Origin of the sequence: Paraburkholderia sp. C35, from assembly GCF_003121405.1 — a bacterium.
Classification (GTDB): domain Bacteria; phylum Pseudomonadota; class Gammaproteobacteria; order Burkholderiales; family Burkholderiaceae; genus Paraburkholderia.
In genome coordinates, this window is sequence record NZ_QBUY01000068.1 from 16,665 (window position 1) to 39,228 (window position 22,564).

At 61.5% G+C, this 22,564-nt stretch carries 22 protein-coding genes; 16 read left to right on the top strand and 6 right to left on the bottom strand.

Annotation, left to right across the window (positions count from 1 at the left end; genetic code table 11):
• The first annotated feature begins 2 nt into the window (after positions 1–2).
• From DK391_RS29745 to DK391_RS29765, 5 genes are read left to right on the top strand one after another with little or no spacing between them, the layout of a single operon-like run.
• Positions 3–971, top strand: a complete 969-nt coding sequence (locus DK391_RS29745) for a sugar ABC transporter permease (protein ID WP_109481582.1) — start codon at positions 3–5, stop codon at positions 969–971.
• Complete coding sequence (locus tag DK391_RS29750; protein ID WP_109481583.1) at positions 971–1,879, top strand: carbohydrate ABC transporter permease; 909 nt, start codon at positions 971–973, stop codon at positions 1,877–1,879. The genes DK391_RS29745 and DK391_RS29750 overlap by 1 nt, the downstream gene beginning before the upstream one ends.
• Positions 1,880–1,889: 10 nt before the next feature.
• Positions 1,890–2,987, top strand: coding sequence for an ABC transporter ATP-binding protein (locus DK391_RS29755; RefSeq protein WP_109481584.1), 1,098 nt, complete (start codon positions 1,890–1,892; stop codon positions 2,985–2,987).
• Between the two features lie 37 nt (positions 2,988–3,024).
• The gene (locus tag DK391_RS29760) at positions 3,025–4,038 is read left to right on the top strand and encodes a substrate-binding domain-containing protein (protein ID WP_109481585.1); all 1,014 of its coding nucleotides are present in this window, start codon (positions 3,025–3,027) and stop codon (positions 4,036–4,038) included.
• A gap of 56 nt (positions 4,039–4,094) precedes the next feature.
• The gene (locus DK391_RS29765; protein WP_109481586.1) at positions 4,095–4,475 is read left to right on the top strand and encodes a PaaI family thioesterase; all 381 of its coding nucleotides are present in this window, start codon (positions 4,095–4,097) and stop codon (positions 4,473–4,475) included.
• Positions 4,476–5,198: 723 nt separating this feature from the next.
• On the opposite strand, the gene pstS is transcribed toward DK391_RS29765, so the two are convergent.
• Entirely contained in the window at positions 5,199–6,215 is a 1,017-nt protein-coding gene (gene pstS / locus DK391_RS29770; RefSeq protein ID WP_109481606.1) for a phosphate ABC transporter substrate-binding protein PstS, read from the bottom strand.
• 323 nt (positions 6,216–6,538) lie between these two features.
• On the opposite strand from pstS, the gene DK391_RS29775 reads away from it, so the two are divergent.
• The 3 genes from DK391_RS29775 (at position 6,539) to ppk2 (ending at position 8,984) form a co-directional block, all read left to right on the top strand.
• Positions 6,539–7,552, top strand: a complete 1,014-nt coding sequence (locus DK391_RS29775) for a hypothetical protein (protein WP_109481587.1) — start codon at positions 6,539–6,541, stop codon at positions 7,550–7,552.
• A gap of 242 nt (positions 7,553–7,794) precedes the next feature.
• Positions 7,795–8,052 carry an RNA-binding protein gene (locus DK391_RS29780; protein ID WP_109481588.1) on the top strand — a complete coding sequence of 86 codons (258 nt, stop codon included), beginning with the start codon at positions 7,795–7,797 and terminating at the stop codon, positions 8,050–8,052.
• 80 nt (positions 8,053–8,132) lie between these two features.
• Positions 8,133–8,984 (top strand): polyphosphate kinase 2, encoded by an 852-nt coding sequence (gene ppk2 / locus DK391_RS29785; protein WP_109481589.1) that lies wholly within the window; start codon positions 8,133–8,135, stop codon positions 8,982–8,984.
• Between the two features lie 62 nt (positions 8,985–9,046).
• Here ppk2 and DK391_RS29790 read toward each other — a convergent pair whose 3' ends face one another.
• Entirely contained in the window at positions 9,047–10,648 is a 1,602-nt protein-coding gene (locus tag DK391_RS29790; RefSeq protein ID WP_109481607.1) for an MlaD family protein, read from the bottom strand.
• Between the two features lie 196 nt (positions 10,649–10,844).
• On the opposite strand from DK391_RS29790, the gene DK391_RS29795 reads away from it, so the two are divergent.
• The 3 genes from DK391_RS29795 (at position 10,845) to argG (ending at position 14,306) form a co-directional block, all read left to right on the top strand.
• Positions 10,845–12,185 carry a TAXI family TRAP transporter solute-binding subunit gene (locus DK391_RS29795; RefSeq protein ID WP_109481590.1) on the top strand — a complete coding sequence of 447 codons (1,341 nt, stop codon included), beginning with the start codon at positions 10,845–10,847 and terminating at the stop codon, positions 12,183–12,185.
• 174 nt (positions 12,186–12,359) lie between these two features.
• The gene (locus DK391_RS29800; protein WP_109481591.1) at positions 12,360–12,827 is read left to right on the top strand and encodes an ATPase; all 468 of its coding nucleotides are present in this window, start codon (positions 12,360–12,362) and stop codon (positions 12,825–12,827) included.
• Positions 12,828–12,971: 144 nt separating this feature from the next.
• Positions 12,972–14,306, top strand: coding sequence for an argininosuccinate synthase (argG, locus tag DK391_RS29805; protein ID WP_109481592.1), 1,335 nt, complete (start codon positions 12,972–12,974; stop codon positions 14,304–14,306).
• Positions 14,307–14,397: 91 nt separating this feature from the next.
• Here argG and DK391_RS29810 read toward each other — a convergent pair whose 3' ends face one another.
• Positions 14,398–14,622 carry a hypothetical protein gene (locus tag DK391_RS29810; protein ID WP_109481593.1) on the bottom strand — a complete coding sequence of 75 codons (225 nt, stop codon included), beginning with the start codon at positions 14,620–14,622 and terminating at the stop codon, positions 14,398–14,400.
• A 66-nt stretch (positions 14,623–14,688) separates the two neighbouring features.
• On the opposite strand from DK391_RS29810, the gene DK391_RS29815 reads away from it, so the two are divergent.
• Positions 14,689–17,073: a phosphoketolase family protein gene (locus tag DK391_RS29815; RefSeq protein WP_109481594.1), complete on the top strand. Its 2,385-nt coding sequence runs from the start codon at positions 14,689–14,691 to the stop codon at positions 17,071–17,073.
• Between the two features lie 228 nt (positions 17,074–17,301).
• A complete protein-coding gene (locus tag DK391_RS45635) occupies positions 17,302–17,868 on the top strand; it encodes an acyltransferase (protein WP_109481595.1) in 567 nt (188 codons plus the stop codon).
• Here DK391_RS45635 and DK391_RS29825 read toward each other — a convergent pair.
• Positions 17,844–18,377 (bottom strand): cytochrome b, encoded by a 534-nt coding sequence (locus tag DK391_RS29825; RefSeq protein ID WP_109481596.1) that lies wholly within the window; start codon positions 18,375–18,377, stop codon positions 17,844–17,846. The genes DK391_RS45635 and DK391_RS29825 overlap by 25 nt on opposite strands.
• On the bottom strand, positions 18,374–19,435 hold the full coding sequence (locus DK391_RS29830; protein WP_109481597.1) for a catalase family peroxidase: 1,062 nt from the start codon (positions 19,433–19,435) through the stop codon (positions 18,374–18,376). The genes DK391_RS29825 and DK391_RS29830 overlap by 4 nt, the downstream gene beginning before the upstream one ends.
• 212 nt (positions 19,436–19,647) lie before the next feature.
• On the opposite strand from DK391_RS29830, the gene DK391_RS29835 reads away from it, so the two are divergent.
• Positions 19,648–20,535, top strand: a complete 888-nt coding sequence (locus DK391_RS29835) for a hypothetical protein (RefSeq protein ID WP_109481598.1) — start codon at positions 19,648–19,650, stop codon at positions 20,533–20,535.
• A 24-nt stretch (positions 20,536–20,559) separates the two neighbouring features.
• Here DK391_RS29835 and DK391_RS29840 read toward each other — a convergent pair whose 3' ends face one another.
• Positions 20,560–21,111, bottom strand: a complete 552-nt coding sequence (locus DK391_RS29840; protein ID WP_109481599.1) for a GNAT family N-acetyltransferase — start codon at positions 21,109–21,111, stop codon at positions 20,560–20,562.
• 161 nt (positions 21,112–21,272) lie between these two features.
• On the opposite strand from DK391_RS29840, the gene DK391_RS29845 reads away from it, so the two are divergent.
• Together DK391_RS29845 and DK391_RS29850 are read left to right on the top strand one after the other, a co-directional pair.
• Positions 21,273–21,671: a hypothetical protein gene (locus DK391_RS29845; RefSeq protein ID WP_109481600.1), complete on the top strand. Its 399-nt coding sequence runs from the start codon at positions 21,273–21,275 to the stop codon at positions 21,669–21,671.
• 235 nt (positions 21,672–21,906) lie between these two features.
• Entirely contained in the window at positions 21,907–22,554 is a 648-nt protein-coding gene (locus DK391_RS29850) for a TetR/AcrR family transcriptional regulator (protein ID WP_109481601.1), read from the top strand.
• Positions 22,555–22,564: the final 10 nt, after the last annotated feature.

The window sequence follows — 22,564 nt, forward strand, 5'->3', positions numbered from 1 at the left end:
CGATGGGCACGCTCAAGTCGCACGCCTTGCCTGAGATGGCGGCCGGCTCCGGCAAGCCGCAACGGCCCGCCGCCAGAACGCGGAGGCGGCCCACGCGCAAGCGCTGGTCAGTCGCTGCGTGGATCGCGCTGATCCCGATGATGGTGACGGTGATCTTCGCGTATCTCGGCACGATGCTGTGGACGGCACGCGTGTCCGTCAGCAACTCGCGCACGTTTCCGTCGAACGACTTCGTCGGCTTGACGCAATACGTGCGGCTGTTTCATAACGATCGCTGGCTGGTGTCGCTGCAGCACATCGCTATCTATGGCGTGTGCTTCATCGTCGCGTGCCTCGTGATCGGCATGCTGCTCGCGATTTTTATCGATCAGCGTGTGATGGCGGAGGGCGTGCTGCGTACGGTGTTCCTGTATCCGTATGCGATGTCGTGCGTCGCGACAGGTCTGGTGTGGCAGTGGATTCTCAATCCGGAACTCGGCGCGCAGTCGGTGTTGCACAAGATGGGATTCACGCATGCACGCTTCGACTGGATCGTCGATCAGGACTGGGTGATCTACACGATCGTGATCGCCACCGTGTGGCAGGCGTCGGGGCTGGTGATGGCGGTGATGCTTGCGGGCTTGCGCGGCATCGACGAAGAGTTGTGGAAGGCGGCACGCATCGACGGCATTCCGCGCTGGCGTGTGTATCTGAGCATCGTGATCCCGATGCTCGGGCCGTCTGTCTCGACAGCATTCGTGCTGCTGTTCGTGGCCGTCGTGAAGCTGTTCGACGCCGTCGTCGCGATGACGCAGGGCGGCCCCGGCACCGCGAGCGAAGTGCCCGCGAAGTTCATCATGGACTACCTGTTTGGCCGCGCGAATATCGGGCTGGCATCGGCGGCGTCGATCGTTTTGCTCGCCACGGTGCTCGCGATTCTCGCGCCGTTCCTGTACGCGCGCAGCCGCGCCGCGTCGCGCAAGGAGGTGTGATGAGCACGACGTTTCCATCTTCGGCTCAGTCGGCGCGTCAGCGTCACGCGCGCAGGAAGCGCTTTTCGCCGGCGCGTCTCGGCATTTATGGCTTTCTGATCATCGCGGCCTTGTTCTTTCTGTTGCCGCTTTACGTGATGCTCGTGACGTCGGTCAAACCGATGGACGAAATCCGTCTCGGCAATCTGCTCGCGCTGCCCGCGCACTTCACGCTGCAACCGTGGAGCGATGCATGGCAATCGGCGTGCACGGGCCTCGATTGCAACGGCATTCGCGTGGGCTTCTGGAACTCGGTGCGCATCGTGGTGCCGAGCACGGTGTTCTCGATCGTGATCGGCGCGATCAACGGCTATGCGCTGTCGTTCTGGCGGCCGCGCGGCGCAGGCGTGTTCTTCGGCGTGCTGCTGCTGGGCGCGTTCATTCCGTATCAGGTGATGATCTATCCGATGGTGCGCATGCTGGCGAGCGTGCATCTGTTCAGTTCGCTGCCGGGCATCGTGATCATTCACACGATCTTCGGCATGCCCGTGATGACGCTGCTGTTCCGCAACTACTATGCGGGCATTCCGCTCGAACTGTTCAAGGCGGCGCGCATCGACGGCGGCGGCTTCTGGCGCATCTTCTTTCAACTGATGCTGCCGATGTCGCTGCCCATCATCGTGGTCGCGATGATCCTGCAGGTGACGAACATCTGGAACGACTACCTGCTTGGTCTCGTGTTCGCCGGCACACGTAATCTGCCGATGACGGTGCAGCTCAACAACATCATCAACACCACGACGGGCGAGAAAATCTACAACGTCACCATGGCGGCGACGATACTGACTTCCGTGGTGCCGCTCGCCGTGTATTTCATTTCGGGCCGCTGGTTCGTGCGCGGCATCGCATCGGGCGCCGTCAAAGGCTGAGGGGACGACTATGGCAACTGTACCGAACCTTGCGAACGTCGCCGTGCGCGACCTGAAAATCCAGCTGGGCGCGAACACGGTGATCGACGCGCTCGATCTCGACGTGCGCGCGGGCGAATTCGTCGTGCTGCTGGGACCATCGGGTTGCGGCAAGTCGACGCTGCTGCACAGCATCGCCGGGCTGATCGACGTGGCGGACGGCAGCAGCGAGATTGGCGGCGAGGACATGACGTGGGCCGATCCGAAAGACCGGCGCGTCGCGCTCGTGTTCCAGTCGTATGCGCTCTATCCGACCATGAGCGTGGAGCGTAATCTGGCCTTCGCGCTGCGCATCAACGGCACGCCGAAGGCGGAAATAGAGCGGCGCGTCGCGCGCGCGTCCGACATGCTGCAACTCGGCCCGCTGCTCAAGCGCAAGCCGTCGCAACTGTCGGGCGGGCAGCGTCAGCGCGTGGCGATCGGCCGTGCGATTGTGCGCGAGGCGGACGTTTTCCTGTTCGACGAGCCGCTGTCGAATCTCGATGCGAAACTGCGCACCGAATTGCGCCGCGAACTGAAGCAACTGCATCAACGGCTGGGCGCGACGATGATCTACGTCACGCACGACCAGGTCGAAGCGATGACGCTCGCCACCCGCATGGCCGTGATGAAGAACGGTGTGATCCAGCAGTTCGGCACGCCCGCCGAAGTATATGCGCGGCCCGCGAACCTGTTCGTCGCGACCTTCCTCGGCTCGCCGGCGATGAACCTGCTGAACGGCACGCTGCATGCTGAAAATGGGGGCATGCGCTTCAGGGGCGCGCAACTGGATCTCAATGTATCGTCGTACGCGTTCGCCGCGCAACCCGAACCGGGCGCCGCGTGCGTGCTCGGCGTGCGGCCCGAAGATGTGCGTGTGCGGATCGGTGCGGACTCGAATCAGCGCGGGCAAGTGTCGCTTATCGAACCAATGGGCAACCACCGGATTATCTGGCTCGATTATCATGGCAGCCAGATAGCGTCGATCGATCAGGAGAAAACGCCCGTCGCGATTGGCGACTCCGTGGCGTTCACCATCGATGGCGCACATATATCGCTGTTCGACGAGGCGGGCGGGGCGCGCCTCTGAACGGCGCACGCAACAACACCAAGCGGACGGAGACACCGTGGCTACCCTAAAAGACGTAGCGGACCTGGCGGGCGTGGGGCTGTCGACAGCCTCGCGCGCCATATCAGGCAAAGGACCGGTATCGGCGGAAGCGGCGGCGCGCGTCAAGGCTGCCATTGCCGAACTCAACTTCCGGCCTTCGTCGATAGGCCGCGCAATGGCCACGCAGCAACTGGGCATCATCGGCCTGTTCGTGCCGACGTTTTTCGGTTCGTATTACGGCACGATACTCAAGCAGACCGATCTCGAACTGCGTGCGGTGCACCGGCACGTGGTGGTGGCGACGGGTTGCGGCGAATCGACACCGCGCGAGCAGGCGCTCGAAGCCGTGCGTTTTCTGATCGGACGCGATTGCGATGGCGTCGTGGTCATCAGCCATGACCTGCATGACGAAGATCTCGACGGGCTGCATCAGATGCATCCGCGGATGGTATTTCTGAACCGCGCGTTCGACGCGTTACCGGATGCATCGTTTTGCGCGGACCATCGGCGCGGTGGCGAAATCGCGGCCGAGACGCTGCTCGAACATGGGCACCGCAAGATTGCGGTGATTTCCGGGCCTTACACGGCATCGGATAACGTCGAACGACTGGACGGATTTTTCGATGCGCTGGCGCGCCATGGAATTGCACGCGATTCCGTGCCGCTGGTCGAATCGGACTTCTCGCCCGAAGGCGGATATGCGGCGACGTGCCAGTTGCTTGAATCGAAGGTGCCGTTCACGGGGCTGTTCTGCGCCAACGATACGATGGCAGTGAGTGCGCTCGCGCGGTTCCAGCAGCTTGGCATTTCGGTGCCGGGCGACGTGTCCGTGATTGGCTACGACGATGATTATTCGGCGGCTTACTCGGCGCCTACGTTGACGTCGGTGCATATCCCCACGGCTGAGCTGACCCAGAATGCCGTGCGCTGGCTGATCAACCAGTGCTACGGGACCAAGTGGGACATCTTTCGGGAGTTTCCTGTCACGGTGTCGATGCGGGCATCGGTGGGGCCGGCGCGCCAGGCATGAGGTGTGGTTGGTGCGTTGTATGCTGAGGGTGTTCTCATCCTTTGCAGGAGCCTTGCATGCAGCCGCCGCGTCTCGACAATCCCTTTCTTGAATCGCTTGCCGTTGAACTGGCTGAGTGGCGAAGCGGCTACGCCGAGTTCGTCATGCCGATCCGGCCCGCGACATTGAACCGGCAGCGCGTGTTGCAGGGTGGTGTGATTGCCACTTTGCTCGATGCTGCTGCAGGCTATTCCGGGCTTTATAGCGAAGGGGATCCTGTTCATGGGTTTACCTTGTCGTTGACGATCAGTTATCTGGACAAGGGGTTGGGGGATAAAGTTATTAGCCGAGGGTTTCTTGAACGTAAAGGGCGGTCTGTGTTTTTTGCTCGTGCTGAGGCTTGGGTGGATGGGAAGGTTTTGATTGCTAGTGCGCAAGGGGTGTTTAAGTACGCGTGATGTTTTTTGCTGGCGCTGGGTTTTGGTTTCGGTTTCGGTTTTGGTTTGGTTCTGTGCTGGCATCCGCGCTTTCGTGTCGGTATGCATGCGTCGCCCCTGTGCGGGGCAGCACCTACTTTTCTTTGCCGCGGCAAAGAAAAGTAGGCAAAAGAAAGCCGCTGAACACCACCCACTACGGTCCTTGCCTGCGGGTCCCCAGCCGGTCCTATCCTTCATGCGGCATCACTCTTGTTGATGCCGGCTGCCAGCGCTCTTTAAGGGCGCATCACCCTCTTCAAATACCCGCGTCTCAGCGGACCTTACCCGTCAGTCCACGGCCGCCCAGGTGGCAAACGGTGTGTCGGCTATCGCGGCGTATGCGCATCACTCCGGACTGAAAAGCAAAGGCGGTGTGTCTTGTAGGATCGCCGACGCGTAAGGCGCGACAACCGACACACCGTTTGCCACCTGGGCGGCCGCAACCATTCGCTGCCGCTGGCTGGGCTACGGGCGATTGAAGCGGGGGAGGCGCTTATTCGAAGCGTGAGCAACGAGCATGAAGAAGGGCGATGTCGTGTGAGGGATAGGACCGGTTGGGGGCCCGCAGGCAACAACTAGCATTGGCGGTGTTAGCCCGCTTTCTTTGCTTACTTTCTTTGCGGCGGCAAAGAAAGTAAGTGCCGCCCCGCACAGGGGCAACACTAGCAGACCACTAGCAACAAGCGGATGCCAACAAAAAAACCCCTACTGCACAGCAACAGGCCTCCCCCCCGCATCCTTAATATGCGAATGAAGCTGCATACGAATCTCCTCATCCACTGCCGCAGGCAACGGAACGTAATCAAGATCCTGCGCCGCCCGATGTCCATTCACGAATGCCCACTCGAAGAAACTAAGCGCCTCTTTCGCATGATCGGCATTGTTCTGCATCGCAGGCATCAAAACGAACGTCGCACCCATCACAGGCCACGCATCCTTGCCAGGCTCATTCGTGAGGATCTGAAAAAGCGAGCTCGACCAGTTAGCCCCGAGCGCAGCTGCATTGAACGCATCCGGTCCCGGCTGCACCGAAACACCGGCAGCATTTTTCATCGCCGTATAGGCAATATGATTCTGCTTCGTGAAGTCCCACGCAACATAGCCGATTGTCCCCGGCAGATAGCGCACGTAAGTCGCCACCCCTTCGTTGCCCTTGCCACCAATGCCGCGCGGCCAGCGCACGGTCGTGCCTTCGCCGACTTTCGCTTTCCATTCGGGGCTGACCTGCGACAGGTAGTGCGTCAAGATCAGTGTCGTGCCCGAGCCGTCGGCGCGGCGGATCACGGCGATCGCGAGATCGGGCAGCGTCAGCTTCGGATTCAGCGCGGCAATGGCCGGGTCTTTCCAGTTCGTAATCTTGCCGAGGTAGATGTCGCCGAGTACTTCGCCCGATAGCGTCAACTCGCCGGGCTTGATGCCGGGAATGTTGACGACGGGCACCACGCCGCCTATCACGGTCGGAAACTGGACAAGGCCGCGTTTGTTCAGTTCGCTCTCCGCCAGCGGCGCGTCGGAGCCGGCGAAGTCGACCTGCTTCGCGAGAATCTGCTTGATGCCTTCCGTCGAACCGACGCCCTTGTACTGAACGTTGCCGCCGCCGGATTTCCTGTAGGCGTCCGCCCACGCCGCATAGATGGGCGCAGCGAACGTGCTGCCGGCGCCCGTGATGTCGACCGCCAGAGCGTCGATCGACGTGCAGGTGACGAGCAGGGCAATCCACATCGGCATGGTTCTCACGATACCCTCACTGTTCGTTGCTATTCGGATTGTCAGGTGATGGCCGGTCCAGCCGCTCGGCACCGGATGCGATACGGCTTGCGACGATCGCGTCCGGCAGGTGGCATTGCCATGCCTCATTAGAGGTCGGCGGGGTGCGCGATGCAAATTGAATCGACCTATCGCAAACCCGCATGCAGACTCGATCCGAGGGGGATTGCATTGGTCAGAGGAGACACACGCTGAGCAGCCCGTGAGCGCCCGATCGCCGCGCGGCGAATTTTCGTGCGGTATGCTGACCAGTCCATCATTGCCGGGAGAATGCGCTAATGGGCTTGCTGAGCCGGCTGTTCCACCGCGATCGGACTGCCGGGCCGCCGATGGAGACCGCACGCATCGACGAAGCGATCGGCCGCATTCTCGCGATTCATCCACGCATTGCCGTCGCGAGCCGCTATCGGCAGCGCCTCAGGCGGCCGATCCCCGTCACGCTCCAATACGCCGACGAACTGATGGCCTCGCTGCCCGCCACGCTCGATGCAAGCGCCGACGCGTGGGCCGGCAATCCGAGCCTGCGCGCATTCTTCGCAACCCCTGACGATATCGCCGATACCTTTGGCCGCTCGCAGGAAGTGCGCGCGTTCTTCGACGCGCATCCCGATGCCGTCGATCTCCACGGCACGCTCGGCATGGCATTGACGGAGCGCCATGTGCTCGGCGTCGCGCTCGATGGCGACACGCTGCATCACGACGTCGCGCAAACCACGCTGAGTTTCAGCGACCATCGCGTGCGGATCTGCGGACGCACGGAAGCGTCGCTGCGCGCGGAGATCGAACGCAGGCTGATCGATCAGCTCGCGCTCGAAGGGCTGTCGATGCTGGCCGCCACGCGCGCCGCAAGCCTCGCGCGCGGGCGGGAGCTGATGCAGGAACGCGTGGCCTTGCTGCATCGCGGTGGCACGGGCATCTCTGCGGTGGCGGGCGGCGGCACGGCCGTCGAAGCGGACGAACTCGCGCATGTGCAGACGCAGATTGCGCAGAACGCTGACCACCTGGCTGCGCTGAGAATGCCGACCGATATCGTCGAGCATGAACTGGAAGGCATTTGCGAAGTGTTCGGCAAGCCCGCCGATTACGTCTATATCAGGAACCGGCATATCCGCATCGACATGATGAACGTGGTGCAGGAGGGAGCCTCGAAGGGCGGACACGATATCGAGTTTCACTTCGTGCGGATTCCCGGCACGACGCCGCAGATGCGCGCGTTCGCGATGGTCCGCTTTCGGCGTGCCGATCTGCCGCCGGGAGGATTGCATATCGACGCTGCAATGCGTGCGCTTTAAGGCGCGCGAACTGAAGCGCAAGATAAAGCGCAGAAGCAGAAAAACGCCAGGCCTGCGTCGTCACCGTGCTCGATGCCGTTTCAGTTTCTGGATCGATTGCATCGGGCGTTGCATGTTCCGCATTGTTGAGATGTTTGCCGGTCGCCACCAGGCGTTTTGAAAGTCATAAACTGTTTCCAAAGGCTGGGTTATCTGTAGCGCCTCTGTTCAAATGCATGGACTTTCGATGAGGAGAACATCGTATGGCTGAGCTTTGGGTTGGCAACGTCGCTGACGAGGTGACCGACGAGGAAATCCGCGAATTCCTGTGCCGTTACGGATTTCCACCGTTCGATACGATTCAGCGCGTCGAAGGAAGCGGCGACCGTCCTGCCGTCGTGCTGGGCTTCAATGACGTGGGCGCGCATGTGCTGCAGAGCCTGCAACCGCGCGTGCACAACATGTTCTGGAAAGACCGCACGATCGTGGTTCAGGTCGTGCCCGCACGGAGCGAAGACTGATGACGAGGCGGTCCGCGCGCTGCACGGACCGTCATTCGGATCGACACAATAGTGACTGCGGTGGTGACGGGAGACAAACGATGGCTGAATCACGACGCGAAAAGAAGAGCGCCCGTAGCAAGCATTCGGATGGCACACAGGAAGGCCAGGATGCGCCGGGCAAGATGACCAAAAAACAGTACGAAAAAGAACTCAAGGCGCTTCATGTCGAGCTGGTCAAGCTGCAGGAATGGGTCGTTAAAACGGGCGCGAAAGTCTGCATCGTGTTCGAAGGACGCGACGGCGCAGGCAAGGGCGGCACGATCAAGGCCATCACGGAGCGCGTCAGCCCGCGCGTGTTTCGCGTGATCGCGTTGCCTGCGCCGACCGAACGCGAAAAATCGCAGATGTATATCCAGCGCTATCTGCCGCATCTGCCTGCCGCAGGAGAAATCGTGCTGTTCGACAGAAGCTGGTACAACCGCGCGGGTGTCGAGCGCGTCATGGGCTTCTGCACGGAAGAGCAGGTGCAGAACTTCTTCAAGGCCGTGCCGCTGATCGAGCATGCCATCATCCAGTCGGGAATCATCTTCCTGAAGTACTGGCTCGAAGTGAGCGAAGAAGAGCAGACGCGCCGCCTCGAAGCGCGCATCACCGACGAGCGCAAGACCTGGAAGCTCTCGCCGATGGATCTGCTGTCGTATAGCCGCTGGTACGACTACTCGCGTGCACGCGACGACATGTTCGCGGCCACCGACACCGAGCAGGCGCCATGGCACGTCGTGCATTCCGACGACAAGAAACGCGCGCGCCTGAATCTCATCACGCATCTGCTTGGCAGCATCCCGTACAAGACGGTGCCGCGCGAGAAGGTCAAGCTGCCGAAGCGGCAGAAACCGGCAGGTTACCGGCAACCCGAGCACCCGATCCGTCAGGTGCCGGAGAAGTTCTGAATCGCACGGGCATGCGGGCGCAACGCAGCGGTTCGGTGCGCTTGCATGTCACGGCGTGCACTTCACTTCGCATCCCCCGTCTTGCCACGCAGCAGCGCTTCGGGATGCTGCTGCAAATAATCCGACAGCGCGCGGAACGATGCCGCCGTGCGAGCGAGTTCACGCACTGCGTCGCTGGTGTCCTGCTGTAACGCCGAGTCGGGCTGCAGCGCGGTGTTCGCGGAATCGAGCGTGGTCTGTGCGGCGGAGAGTGTGTTTTTCGCCTGCGGCACGACTTGCGTGTTGAGGTTGCGCGTCAGTTGCGCGGCGCTCGCCAGCGTCTGCTGTGCGTTCTTGCCGATCTGCTCGAGCGGCAGGCTGTCCAGCTTGGTCACGATCCGGTTGAGGGAATCCTGCAGCGATTGCAGGCTGCTTGGCGTGGTCGGCAACTCGGGCGGCGTGCGGCTCCAGTCGACTTGCGCCTTGGGCGCATTGGGGAAGAAGTCGAGCGCGATATACAGCTGGCCCGTGATCAGGCTGCCCGTTTTCAGCTGCCCGCGCAGGCCGCGTGCCACGAGGAAATCGGCCAGTGCATGCGGGTCGTCGCCGAGGCGCCCGCCGCGCGGCTCGGATACGTAACGTGACGTGAAGCGCTCCGGATAGAGCTTGACCTGAACTGGAATGCTGATCTGTCGGGTAACGGGATCGAAGCGCGTATAGATCGCCGATACCTCGCCAACCGTGATGCCGCGAAAAGCGACGGGCGCGCCCACGACGAGGCCACGCACCGAACCGAGGAAATCGAACACGAATGTCTCGACAATCGCGTCGTGCCGCTTCATGGCTTCTGCACGCGTGGCAAAGAGCGGGAAGTGGGCGCGTGCGTCTGCTTCGGGCCGGTTGAGCGAGTCGGTGGGTGTTTCGAATGCGAGGCCGCCGACGAGAATCGACACGACCGATTGCGTATTGATCTGCACGCCCTCCGTGCCGAGCGTGACGTCGATACCGCCTGCCTGCCAGAAGCGGGAATCGTTGTTCACATAGCGGTCGTAGGGTGCATTGATGAAGACGTGCAGCGTGACGCCGCCGCCGTCCTGGTCGAGATCGAACGATGTTACCTGGCCGACCTGCAGCCGCCTGAAATAGACGGGCGTGCCGACGTCGACGGAACCGAGATCGGTTGCTTTCAGCACGAACTCGCGGCCCGGCACGTCGCTCGCGAATACGGGCGGCACTTCGAGGCCCGTGTAGTCTCGCCGCGCCGGTTTGGCGTGACCGATATCCATGCCGATGAACGCGCCCGACAAAAGCGTGCTGATACCCGATACCGTGCCGCCCGCAATGCGTGGTCGCACGACCCAGAAGCGCGTGTCGTCGACCAGCATGCTGGTGGCGTCGCGTGTGAGTTCGGCGGTCGCGATCACCTGCTTGTAGTCGCCCGAGAGCGCGACTTTCTTCACGACGCCGATGTCGACGTCCTTGAACTTGATCTTCGTTTTGCCTGCTTCGAGTCCTTCGCCGGTCTTGAAGCTGATCGTAATGGTCGGGCCTTGCGACAGCACCGCCTGCACCGCGAGCCAGAGACCGACCAGCACGGCAACGACAGGCACGAGCCAGATCCACTGGATGCGCCGGCGTTTGGGCGGTACAGCGAGGGTATCGGGTAGATGGGGCGGACGGCTCATTTCTGCAGGCGCCAGCGTCTTGATGGAGCGAGTATCTGGCAACGACAGGCCCCACACCATTGGACTTTGGTCCAATAGCGAACGCTGGAATCGTGCACTACGCTAGCCAGAACGCTGGATGCCTAATGCGCCACATGCGCCCTGAAAAATCGTTCGCATGTGAGCGCCCCATATGCGCCGACGAGAGGGCCAGGCGATGCCAAGGGAGAACCCGGCGCTTCACCGCATCCACAAGCCGCCTGTCACACGGCGGCGCAGGTGGCTGTTTGCTATCGGCGGAATCCTCGCGCTTGCGGCACTGGGCTGGGGGTTTTACGTCATCATCGAGCCTGCTTTCCAGACGCGTATCGTCATCACGACGGGCGCGGACAATGGCATCTATCGCGGTTTTGCGGACCGCTATGCACCGCTGCTCAAGCGCGACGGCGTGACGCTCGATATCCGCAGTTCGTCCGGTTCCGCCGAAAACTATCAGCGGCTCAAAGATCCATCGAGCGAGTATCAGGTCGGCTTCGTCCAGTCGGGCACGACCGTGCCGCAAGATGCCGATAACCTCGAGACGATCGCCGCTGTTTCGTATGAACCGATCTGGGTGTTCTATCGCGACCCGCAGACCGTCAACCGCCTCGCGCAACTGCGCGGCAAGCGCATCGGCATTGGCGTGCAGGGGAGCGGCCTGCTGCAGGTATCGCGTGTATTGCTGGGTTATAGCGGCATTACGGGCGACAACACGCAACTGTTCGAAATGGACGCGCCGAAATCCTGGCGCTGCCTCGAAGACGGCTGTCTGGATGCAGCGTTCTTCATCGGCAGGCCGGACGCGCCGATGCAGCAGATGCTCCTGAACAGCGACCTGAAGCTGATGAGCTTCGCGCAGGCCGACGCCCTCGTGCAGAAATTCCCGTCGCTGAAGAAGGTGACGTTTCCGCGTGCGTCGACCAGCATCATCAAGGATTCTCCGCAAACGGATGTCACCTTGCTGGCGGCGACGGCGTTGCTCGTCGCGAAGGACACGCTGCATCCCGCGCTGGTCTATCTGCTGCTCGATGCCGCAAAGACGGTGCACGCGGGCGAAGATTACTTCACGCCGCTCGGCGCGTTTCCCAACCTGAATACCGACGAATTTCCCGTCTCCAATGAAAGCGAACGCTACTTCAAGTCGGGGCGTCCGTTTTTGCAGCGCTATCTGCCGTTCTGGCTCGCGAGCTTCATCGAACGCCGGCTGCTGATTCTCGTGCCGTTCATGGCCGTGCTGATCGGGCTGGTGCAGGCGCTGCCGCGCATGCTGGAGGCGCGCGTCAAAAAGCGCTTCGTGGTCTGGTATCGCGAACTGAAATCGCTGGAAGACGAAATCTGGCAGACGGCGACGCCTTCGGCAGAACAGCTTTCGCAATGGCGCACCGAACTGGAGGACATCGACGCGCAGGCGAGCCGGATACGTGTGCCCGTACGCTATCTACAAGACGTCTATGCACTCAAGCAGGCCGTCAGCGTGGTGCGGCAGCGTATTGCACTGTCTGCGGGACCGGCAGTCTAGTGCAGATCGCGGCACCGGCATGATCCTGCACAATCGTGCACGCAGGCAGGCGTCTGTCGGAACTGAGCGCTAGCCCTGCAACATAGTGCAGGAATCGCTCACCGCGCGCATTTGCGGGCGATCGGCGCGTCGTGCAGTAAGATGCTGGGTTCACCCGACAACCTACCTTCCAGCATGGACAGCGTTTCCCCGTTCGACCAGGATCAACTGCTCGCCGAATACGCCGACCTGCGGCAGCGCGCTGCCGCGCTCGAAGAGCAGGTGCCCGTTTGCCTGCAGCGCATTTCGGATAAATTGCACCGGATCGGCGGCGAGTCCGAACTGGCGGACCATTTCCGCAGCCTGCTGGTCGGCGCGCGCAGCAACGCGCTGGTGTCGATCGAGAACTACCACGAGGCGATGCCGTATCTGCAGACGGCGGAAACCGTGATCGCGCAACTGACCGGGCAGGGCGACGGGCAAACCGCCCCGGACCGCCCGGCGGAAGACACGGAAGCGTTGCTGGAGCGCCTCGACGAGCTGATCGATGCGGCAGTGCGCATGATTGACACCGCCGAACAGTGTTACGACGAGGCCACTTCGACCGATCCCGACACGGTGCCGGCCTCGATTCTGGATGAGCCGCTGCACCCCGATTTCTGACGCGCGCCTGGGCTGCAAAACGGCCAGGAAAGTGCCAGATAAAGCCCGCGCAAGGCCCGATTTCCGCCGAATCCGGCTCGCGGACGGGCTTGTCTGATAAAGTTTCGCCTATTCCCTTCAAACGTCGATTCAACGGTTTTGATTATGAGCACAATCCTCGAAAGTCTTCCGACCGGCCAGAAAGTCGGTATTGCGTTCTCTGGCGGCCTCGATACGAGCGCCGCGCTGCACTGGATGCGCTTGAAGGGCGCCGTGCCGTACGCGTACACGGCAAATCTCGGTCAGCCGGACGAAGACGACTACGATTCGATCCCGCGCCGCGCCAAGGAATACGGCGCGGAAGGTGCGCGCCTGATCGACTGCCGCGCGCAACTGGTCGCGGAAGGCATTGCTGCGCTGCAATGCGGCGCATTCCACATCTCGACGGCGGGCGTCACGTACTTCAACACCACGCCGATCGGCCGCGCCGTCACGGGCACGATGCTGGTCGCCGCGATGAAGGAAGACGGCGTCAACATCTGGGGCGATGGCAGCACGTACAAGGGCAACGACATCGAGCGTTTCTACCGCTATGGCCTGCTCGTCAATCCCGATCTGAAGATCTACAAGCCGTGGCTCGACCAGCAGTTCATCGACGAACTCGGCGGTCGCGCGGAAATGTCGGAATTCATGCGCCAGTCGGGCTTCGAGTACAAGATGTCGGCTGAAAAAGCCTATTCGACCGATTCGAACCTGCTCGGCGCCACGCACGAAGCCAAGGATCTCGAAAGCCTGGAATCGGGCATCAAGATCGTCAATCCGATCATGGGTGTCGCGTTCTGGCGCGACGACGTGCAGATCGCGAAGGAAGAAGTCACGATCCGCTTCGAGGAAGGCCAGCCCGTCGCGCTGAACGGCAAGACCTTCCCGAACGCCGTCGAACTGCTGCTGGAAGCGAACCGCATCGGTGGCCGTCATGGTCTGGGCATGAGCGACCAGATCGAGAACCGCATCATCGAAGCAAAGAGCCGCGGCATCTACGAAGCCCCGGGTCTCGCGCTGCTGTTCATCGCGTATGAGCGCCTCGTGACGGGCATTCACAATGAAGACACGATCGAGCAGTACCGTGAAAACGGTCGCCGCCTCGGCCGCCTGCTGTATCAGGGCCGCTGGTTCGATCCGCAGGCCATCATGCTGCGCGAAACGGCGCAACGCTGGGTCGCGCGTGCGATCACGGGCGAAGTGACGCTCGAACTGCGCCGTGGCAACGACTATTCGCTGCTGAGCACGAAGTCGCCGAACCTGACGTATCAGCCGGAACGTCTGTCGATGGAGAAGGTTGCCTCGACGTTCTCGCCGCGGGACCGTATCGGTCAGCTGACGATGCGCAATCTCGACATCACCGATACACGCGACAAGCTGCGCGTGTATTCGCAGGTCGGTCTGCTCGCACCGGGCGAATCGTCGGCACTGCCGCAACTGAAGAACGACACCGAGTAAGCTCGCTCGCTGTCATGCATGATGGGTGAGCCTTGTGCGGCTCGCCCTGTTCATTCGATGCGTGACGCGAACTCGCGTTACGCATCTCTCCCTACGCATTGGCTGCCATTGATGTATCGCGCTGGCTGATGTCCGTCCGTTGTTGCATTCCCACGTTTTCACGTTTCACGTTTCGCGATCTTTGCGGATCGCGCTCGTGCATTGCGTTCGCATACCCCATCTGAATCTCGCTCAGCACCTCAATTGCAAGCGAAAAAAACAGGTCCGCAGTCCGCACACCGGTTGCGTCAAAAAGTCCTGCATTCGCGATAGACATACGGAGTCCACCTCCTATCCTTAGGAAGGCACTGCGTACCGCGAAACCTCTTGCATGGAGAGATCAATGGACGACAACCGCCTGCAGCCCGCACCGTTGCAAGCCGATGAACTGCGCGACATGGACCGCTACTGGCGGGCATGCAATTACCTGTCCGCCGGCATGATCTATTTGCGCGCCAACCCGCTGTTGCGCGAGCCGCTCGCACCGGAACACATCAAGCGCCGTCTGCTCGGACACTGGGGTTCCGACCCGGGGCAAAGCTTCGTGCTCGTGCATCTGAACCGCGCAATCAGGCAGCGCGACCTGAATGTGGTCTTCATCGCCGGGCCGGGCCACGGGGCACCTGCCACGCTCGCACATAGCTATCTGGAAGGACGCTACACGGAAATCTATCCGGATCGAGGCGAGACGGAAGAGGGCATGGCGCGTCTATTCAGGCTGTTCTCGTTTCCGGGCGGCATCGGCTCGCATTGCACGCCCGAAACGCCCGGCTCGATTCACGAAGGCGGCGAGCTTGGTTATAGCCTGTCGCACGGTTATGGTGCCGCGTTCGACAATCCCGATCTGATCGTGACTGTGATGGTCGGCGATGGCGAAGCCGAAACAGGGCCGCTCGCCACGTCGTGGCATTCGAACAAGTTTCTCAATCCTGCCCGCGATGGCGCGGTGCTGCCCGTGCTGCATCTGAATGGCTACAAGATTGCCAACCCGACCATCCTCGCGCGCATTCCGCACGAAGAACTCGAAGCGCTTCTGACGGGCTATGGATATAAGCCGTATTTCGTCGAAGGCGATGAGCCGGAAAAAATGCATCAGCAGATGGCGGCGACACTCGATCGATGTGTCGACGAGATTCACGCAATCCAGCAGCGCGCACGAAACGAAGGCGACGTGAAGCGCCCGCGCTGGCCGATGATCGTGCTGCGCTCGCCGAAAGGATGGACGGGGCCGCGCGAGTTCGGCGGTCACAAGATAGAAGGATCGTGGCGCGCGCATCAGGTGCCCATCGCCGATCCGGCGAGCAATGCAGAGAGCCTGAAAGTCGTCGAATCGTGGCTGCGCAGTTATGGGCCGGACGAACTGTTCGATACATCGGGGCGCCTCATTGCCGAATTGCGTGCGCTCGCGCCGGAAGGCCCGCGCCGCATCAGCGCCAATCCGCATGCGAACGGTGGCGCGCTCTGCAAGGCGCTCGATCTGCCCGACTTCTCCGCGTATGCCGTCGACGTCAGTCAGCCCGCCACGCAGTACGTGTCACCCACGGATGTGCTCGGCCAGTTTCTGCGCGACGTCATGCGCCGCAATATGACGAGCTTCCGCGTATTCGGTCCCGACGAAACGGCGAGCAACAAACTCACGGCCATTTACGAAGCGTCGCAGAAGACATGGCTGGCAGAGATGATCGAATCGGATAGCGACGGCGGCGAGCGCTCCGTCGATGGCCGCGTCATGGAAATGCTCAGCGAACATACGCTGGAAGGCTGGCTCGAAGGCTATACGCTGACGGGACGCCACGGTCTCTTTGCGCCCTATGAAGCGTTCGTGCATGTGATCGATTCGATGTTCAACCAGCACGCGAAATGGCTCGAAAAGGCCAAGCGCGAATTGCGCTGGCGGCAGCCCGTGCCTTCGCTGAATCTGCTGATCACATCGCTGGTGTGGCGTCAGGATCACAACGGATTCACGCACCAAGACCCCGGCTTTCTCGATGTCGTGACCAACAAGAGCCCTGATGTCGTGCGCATCTATCTGCCGCCCGATGCGAACTGCCTGCTGAGTGTCGCCGATCATTGCCTGCGCTCGCGTGACTACGTGAACGTGATCGTCGCCGACAAGCAGCCGCATTTGCAGTACCTCGACATGCAAGCGGCGATCACGCATTGCACGAAGGGCATCGGCATCTGGGATTGGGCATCGACGGATCAGGATTGTGAGCCGGATGTCGTGATGGCGAGCGCCGGCGACATCCCGACCATGGAAGCACTCGCAGCGGTGGAAATACTCAAGGGACTGTTCCCCGACCTGAAAATCCGCTTTGTGAATGTCGTGGATCTGTTCCGGCTGATGCCCGATTCCGATCATCCCCACGGACTGTCGGCGCGCGATTTCGATTCGCTGTTCACCACGAATAAACCGGTGATTTTCAATTTCCATTCGTATGCCACGCTGGTCCACAAGCTCACGTATCGCCGCACCAATCACGAGAACATTCACGTGCATGGCTATGCGGAGAAAGGCAACATCAATACGCCGCTGGAACTGGCGATCATCAATGGCATCGACAGGTTCTCGCTCGCTATCGACGTGATCGATCGCGTGCCACGTCTGCGGGGCGTCGGCGATCATGCGAAGGAGCGTCTGCGCGATCAGAAGATCCAGCATCTCGACTATGCGCACACGGAAGGGATCGACAGCGAAGCGATTCGCGACTGGAAGTGGGGCGGTTGATGTGGGTCGCTGCGGCGTGACTTCCGTCACGCGTGTCATGCCGCAGTGCCAGTGCGCATGCGCCACTACGATCGTGCCAAAACCTCCGCACAACACGCCACCTCGACAAGCCTTCATATGAATCGATGCATGCCGTCCGTAGAATCGCAGCTTTAACGAGGCATCGGCGATCGGGCGGGCTTGTTCGTTCTCTCGCGCTGTTCACGCCGATCCATCGCTACGCGGCCAATGACACTACTGACGGCATTCAGACGACATCTCTTCATCACGCTCGGCAATACGCTGCCCACCTACGGGCCGTTCAACCGCATGCGCGCATCGATGTTTCGCAAGGCAGGGATGGCGATAGGCAGGGACGTGACGATCATCGGGCCATTGAATGTCGAGCTGAGCCTGAACGAGGAAACGATTCGCGGCATCTCGATCGGCGACAACGTCTATCTGAACGCGGACACGCGATTGGCGTGCCGCAATAGCCGCATTTCGATCGGCGACGATGTGCAGGTGGGTCCGCGCGTGTCCTTCGAAACGGCGACGCACGGCATCGTCTACGAACCTGAGCTAGGACGCGGGCTGGACCATCACGAGATTCGCGTCGGCGACAAGGTATGGATCGGTGCGGGCGCAACGATCCTGCCAGGCGTGACGATCCACGAAGCCGCCGTGATTGCCGCCGGCGCAGTCGTCACGAAGGACGTACCCGCCTACACGCTGGTGGGCGGCGTGCCGGCGCGCAAGATACGCGACATCGAAAAGTCCGAAAGCCCGCTTCAGCGCCACGGCGCCATGGCATGAAATACGCCGTCGCGGCGCACCAGCGCATGAAACAGCGCAGCCGCCAGATGCACGAGAATCAGCGCGAAGAAGCACAGCGCGAGAAAGCGGTGCGCATTCCATAGCAGCGAATGCAGTTCGTTGCTGTGCGGCAGAATCCACGGCAACTGCACGCCCGCCACGATGACGGGATACTCCGCCGCCGACAACATCCCCCAGCCGATCAGCGGCAGTCCGATCATCAGCGCATAGAAGGCGAGATGCGACAGGTACGCGGCGAGCTTCATCGGCTCAGGCATGTCGGCGGGCAGACTCGGTGCCCCGCGCGTGAGCCTGACCACCAGCCGGATCAGCGCGAGCACGAGAATCGCGATGCCGAGCGGCTTGTGAATCGAGACCAGCGTCAGATAGTCAGGCCGGATCGTAGACACCATGCCCACGCCGATAAACAGCATCGCCAGAATGCAGATCGCCATGATCCAGTGCAGCGCACGCTGCAGCGGCGTAAAGCGCTCGAGAGTCGGTTTCATGGCTTCGCTCCTTCGGCAGGCGTGTGCGGATAGTCTTTGTCTTCGGCTGTCCGTCGATTGAACGAAACGGAGTAGGCGGCCGAGCGCGCAGCAGGGAACGGATCGTCGGATACATGCATGCCTGCCGGCAGCACGGTCGGATCGAAATTGAGGTCGCGGCACGGGCCGTCCGCTTCCGGTTCGATCGCGCTGACCACCAGCGTGCCCACGTCGACCTTGCGACGGTCGTCAGGCCAGGCCTTGCTCGGATCGGCCGTCGGATCGCCGGGATTGGCAACGGTCACGACCAGCGTCCAGCGTTGCGGCGCACTTTGCACGCGTTGCGTGATGTCGGTTTCGAGAAAATTCTCGGGCTTCTGCTTGAGGGTATCGGGCGATACCGGCTCGGGCTTCGCTGCCGGCACGAACGACCAGCGCACCACCTGGTCCTGTCCCTGCGCATTCGTGAAGATGAAACTGTTGAGGCTGTTGTACTGTTCCTGCGCATACGATGCCGTCCACGGTGCCGTGGTGGCCCATGCGCCGAACGCGGCAAACTCGGGGTGCGCGCCGATGAACTGCTTCATTGCATCGGGATCGTCCTTTTTCCCGGCCGCTTCGAGCAACGCGTAGAACGCTTGCGGCGTGGCCACCGGGAAGAAGGGCGCGTCGATCATCGCGGTGCGCCACTCCGTGCCATCCGGTGCGACGATGCGCAGACTCAGGCCACGCACGCGCACGCTCGGGTCAGCCGCTTTGGCATCGGGCGTGGCGAGATTGAAGCGGCCCGTCACGTTCGATGTGCCTTGCGCGAATAGGGGCGCTTTCGACAATGCAGCACCCGCTCCATTCGATTCGAACGTCCCGGTGAAGCAGATGCCCTTTGCATGATTGCGCCGGAAGCCCAGCGCGGGGCCGCCCGGCGGCGCCAGCGCGTTGACGATCTTGGGCGGCGTCAGGCGGTCTGGCGTGAGCCAGCCTGCCGTATAGGCGAAGGCAATGGCCACGACGGCGACGATGATCGCGATCAGGGCCAGTGAACGGGCAGCGGACGCTTGTGAACCGGGTCTGTCGGCCATGGAAGTCTCGACTGGGAGTTCTGCTGGCGACAATCTAGCAGCACCACAAAAATCGTGCAGAAGGGCGCCGTGCCGCGCCGGACACCGTCAATGCCGCCTGGACGGGTGCTGACGAGGCAACACCGTGTATCGGCGCGTGCGCCTACCGCGGCGATTCCAGCAGGACTACCATCGCTGCACGCTCGAATGAGTGCAGCTACCATGAGCCTGCTATGGACACGATTCGCATCCTGCTTCAAACCACCATTCCGCCCGCCGCCGACGACTGGTCGATCGCGCGCTTCAGCCGCCTTGCGGAACTGCTGCGCAGCCACCGCGACCACAACGGACGCGCCGTATTCGACGTCGTCGCGCGGGATCGCGCACAAAGCGGGCAGCCGGACCCGGTGCTGTCGCGGCTCGACGAATCGTCGTTCGACGAAATGTGGCTCTTTGCCGTCGATGCAGGCGACGGACTCACGCCCGAAGACTGCGCAGGCATCAACCGCTTCCGCGAATCAGGCCGTGGACTGCTCGTCACGCGCGATCATATGGACGTGGGCTGTTCGCTGTGCAGTCTCGGCGCAGTGGGTAAGGCGCACCATTTTCATACGCACAATGTCGATCCCGACCCGGCGCGCTGCCAGTGCGACGATCCGTTTTCCACGCATATTTTGTGGCCCAATTTTCACTCGGGCGCGAATGGCGATTACCAGGAAGTGTCGGTTGTCGGGGCGATGCATCCGTTGCTCGGCAACGCGGATTCTCCGACAGGCGCGATCCGCTTTTTCCCCGCGCATCCGCATGAGGGCGCCGTTACCGCGCCCGATAACGAATCGGCGCGCGTGATCGCACGCGGGACAAGCAAGGTCACGGGCACGGTCTTCAATCTTGCGGTCGCTTTCGAGCCTTCCGCGAGCGGCGGCCCTGCCGTTGCGCAAAGCACCTTCCATCACTTCGCCGATTACAACTGGGACGCAAGCGACGGCTGCCCGAGTTTCGTCGACGAGCCGCCCGGAAACAGCATGCAGACGGAACGGCAGGCATTGCCGGATGCGCACCGCTATGCGCTCAATGTCGCGTTGTGGCTTGCAGGAAGACCGCTCGATCAGCGCCCGTAGAGCGTGCCGCAGCGATCACGCGATTCATTTACGTCGATCGGTTTTGAGCAGACCGTATAGCGCGCTATCCGACACCTCGCCGCCGACTACGCCACGTTCGCGCAACAACCCTTCACGCGTGAAGCCAAGCCGCTCCAGCAGATTCGCGGAAGACTGATTGCGCGGATCGATGTCGGCTTCGATGCGCCTCAGCCCGAATTCGTCGAACGCATGATCGATCAGGCGCCCGGCGGCTTCTGACATGTAGCCGTGGCCCCAGTGCCTGCGCTGCAAGCTGAAGCCGATTTCCGCCCTGCGGCATTGTTCGTCGACATGGAACAGGCTGATGTCGCCGAGTACTTCGCCCGTCGCTCGCAACGTTAGCGTGAAAGCAATCGAGTCACTGCCGGCGGCCTCGGCGATTCTTCTCTCCACGCGCGCATGCGCGTCGGCAACCGCTGTCATCGGCACGATGGAGAAGTACTGCATTGCGAGTGGATCGGACCAGATGACGAATAGCGACGATGCATCTTCTGGTTGAAGCGGTCTGAGTGCAAGGCGTGACGTTTCCAGCGTAACGGGTTTCAGTAATGGCATGATGTCGATGGTTTTTCAGGTTGCCCATTATCGGGCGGCCAGGGTAAGGCAGGCAAATCGGACACAACGCGCGTCATTGTAATTTCCACCTAATAATCAGTGGGCAACCTGTGCGGCACATGTGAACCGTGACAGTGCCCGCTTACTCGACGAGGATGAAAATGAAGCTCCGTTGGACCACCATTCTGATAGCTGCAAGCATGAGCGTTCTGATTGCCGGGTGCGCCTCGCCCGTCGAACGCGCCAATGAAAAGAACGATCTGCTGTCGGCTGCGGGCTTCACGATCGTCCCCGTGACGACGGACGCGCAGAGACTGCAATTGCAGACATTGCCGCCCAATCGCGTGGTGCAGAAGGTCAAGGACGGCAAGGTGATGTTCGTCTACGCGGACCCGTATGCATGCGGCTGCCTGTACATCGGCGATCAGAATGCATGGAACAACTACAAGCGCGAACAGCTTCAGCAGAACTTCCTGAACCAGGAACGCATGAACGCCGAGATGAACGAAAACGCGGCGTGGAACTGGAGCATGTGGGGTCCGGGCTGGTGGGCGTATTGATCTTCTGAGCCGTTTTTTTTCGCCGCCTTGCGCGGCGATTAACATTTCAATTGCACCAGCAACAATAATTTATTGCTGGCTGCCGCATCCGGATTCATTGACTATACTGCATAACGCTGCGGTCTCCGCTGCCTGCGCGTTAGCACGTTTCCCGTTCGACAATCACGGTATTAATCCCGGCGTGCAGGAAACGCATCCGTAGCGTTTCCATGCATGCGGTGCGTTTCAGGACCCCATGAATCCAGATCGCAAGCACGGGCCGGGTGGACGCTTGACGCGATGCGAGTCGCAGGCGCGGCTGCGTGCCGTGGTCGAGAGCGCCAAGAAACGTTTCCTGTCGGATGGCTTCCGGGAAACCAGTCTCGACGACATCGCCCGTGACGCTGGCGTGGCGAAGAAGACACTGTATGGGCACTTCGGCAGCAAGGAACAACTGTTCAGTGCGATCCTGCAGATGCTGGGGCGAACCTGGCAGGAAGAACTCCGGCGCATCGTCACGAGCGGCGGCGAGCCTGTCGAGGTGCTCCAGAGCGCGGCGCTGCATCTGCTCGACATCGGTACGCGCGAGGACATGACGCAGCTTTACTGGGTCCTGCTGGTCGAGACGCGCCGCTTTCCCACGCTCTCGGCCGGGCTTTACCAGCAACATGGCAGGCTGATCGGTATCGAGCCGCTGGTGAGCTATCTGCAGGCGGCAATGGAAAGCGGCAAGCTCGAATTCGACGATGTCGAACTCGCTGCCGAGCAGTTCGTTCATCTGGTGCTGGGCGGCGTGCGGGCGAGGATGCTGCTCATGGGCGCGAGGCGTCCGGGGCCGGCGCGACGCCGGATGATCGCCACCCAGGCGGTGCGGATCTTCGTCGCAGGATGTATGAGCCGCTGAAATGATGTCA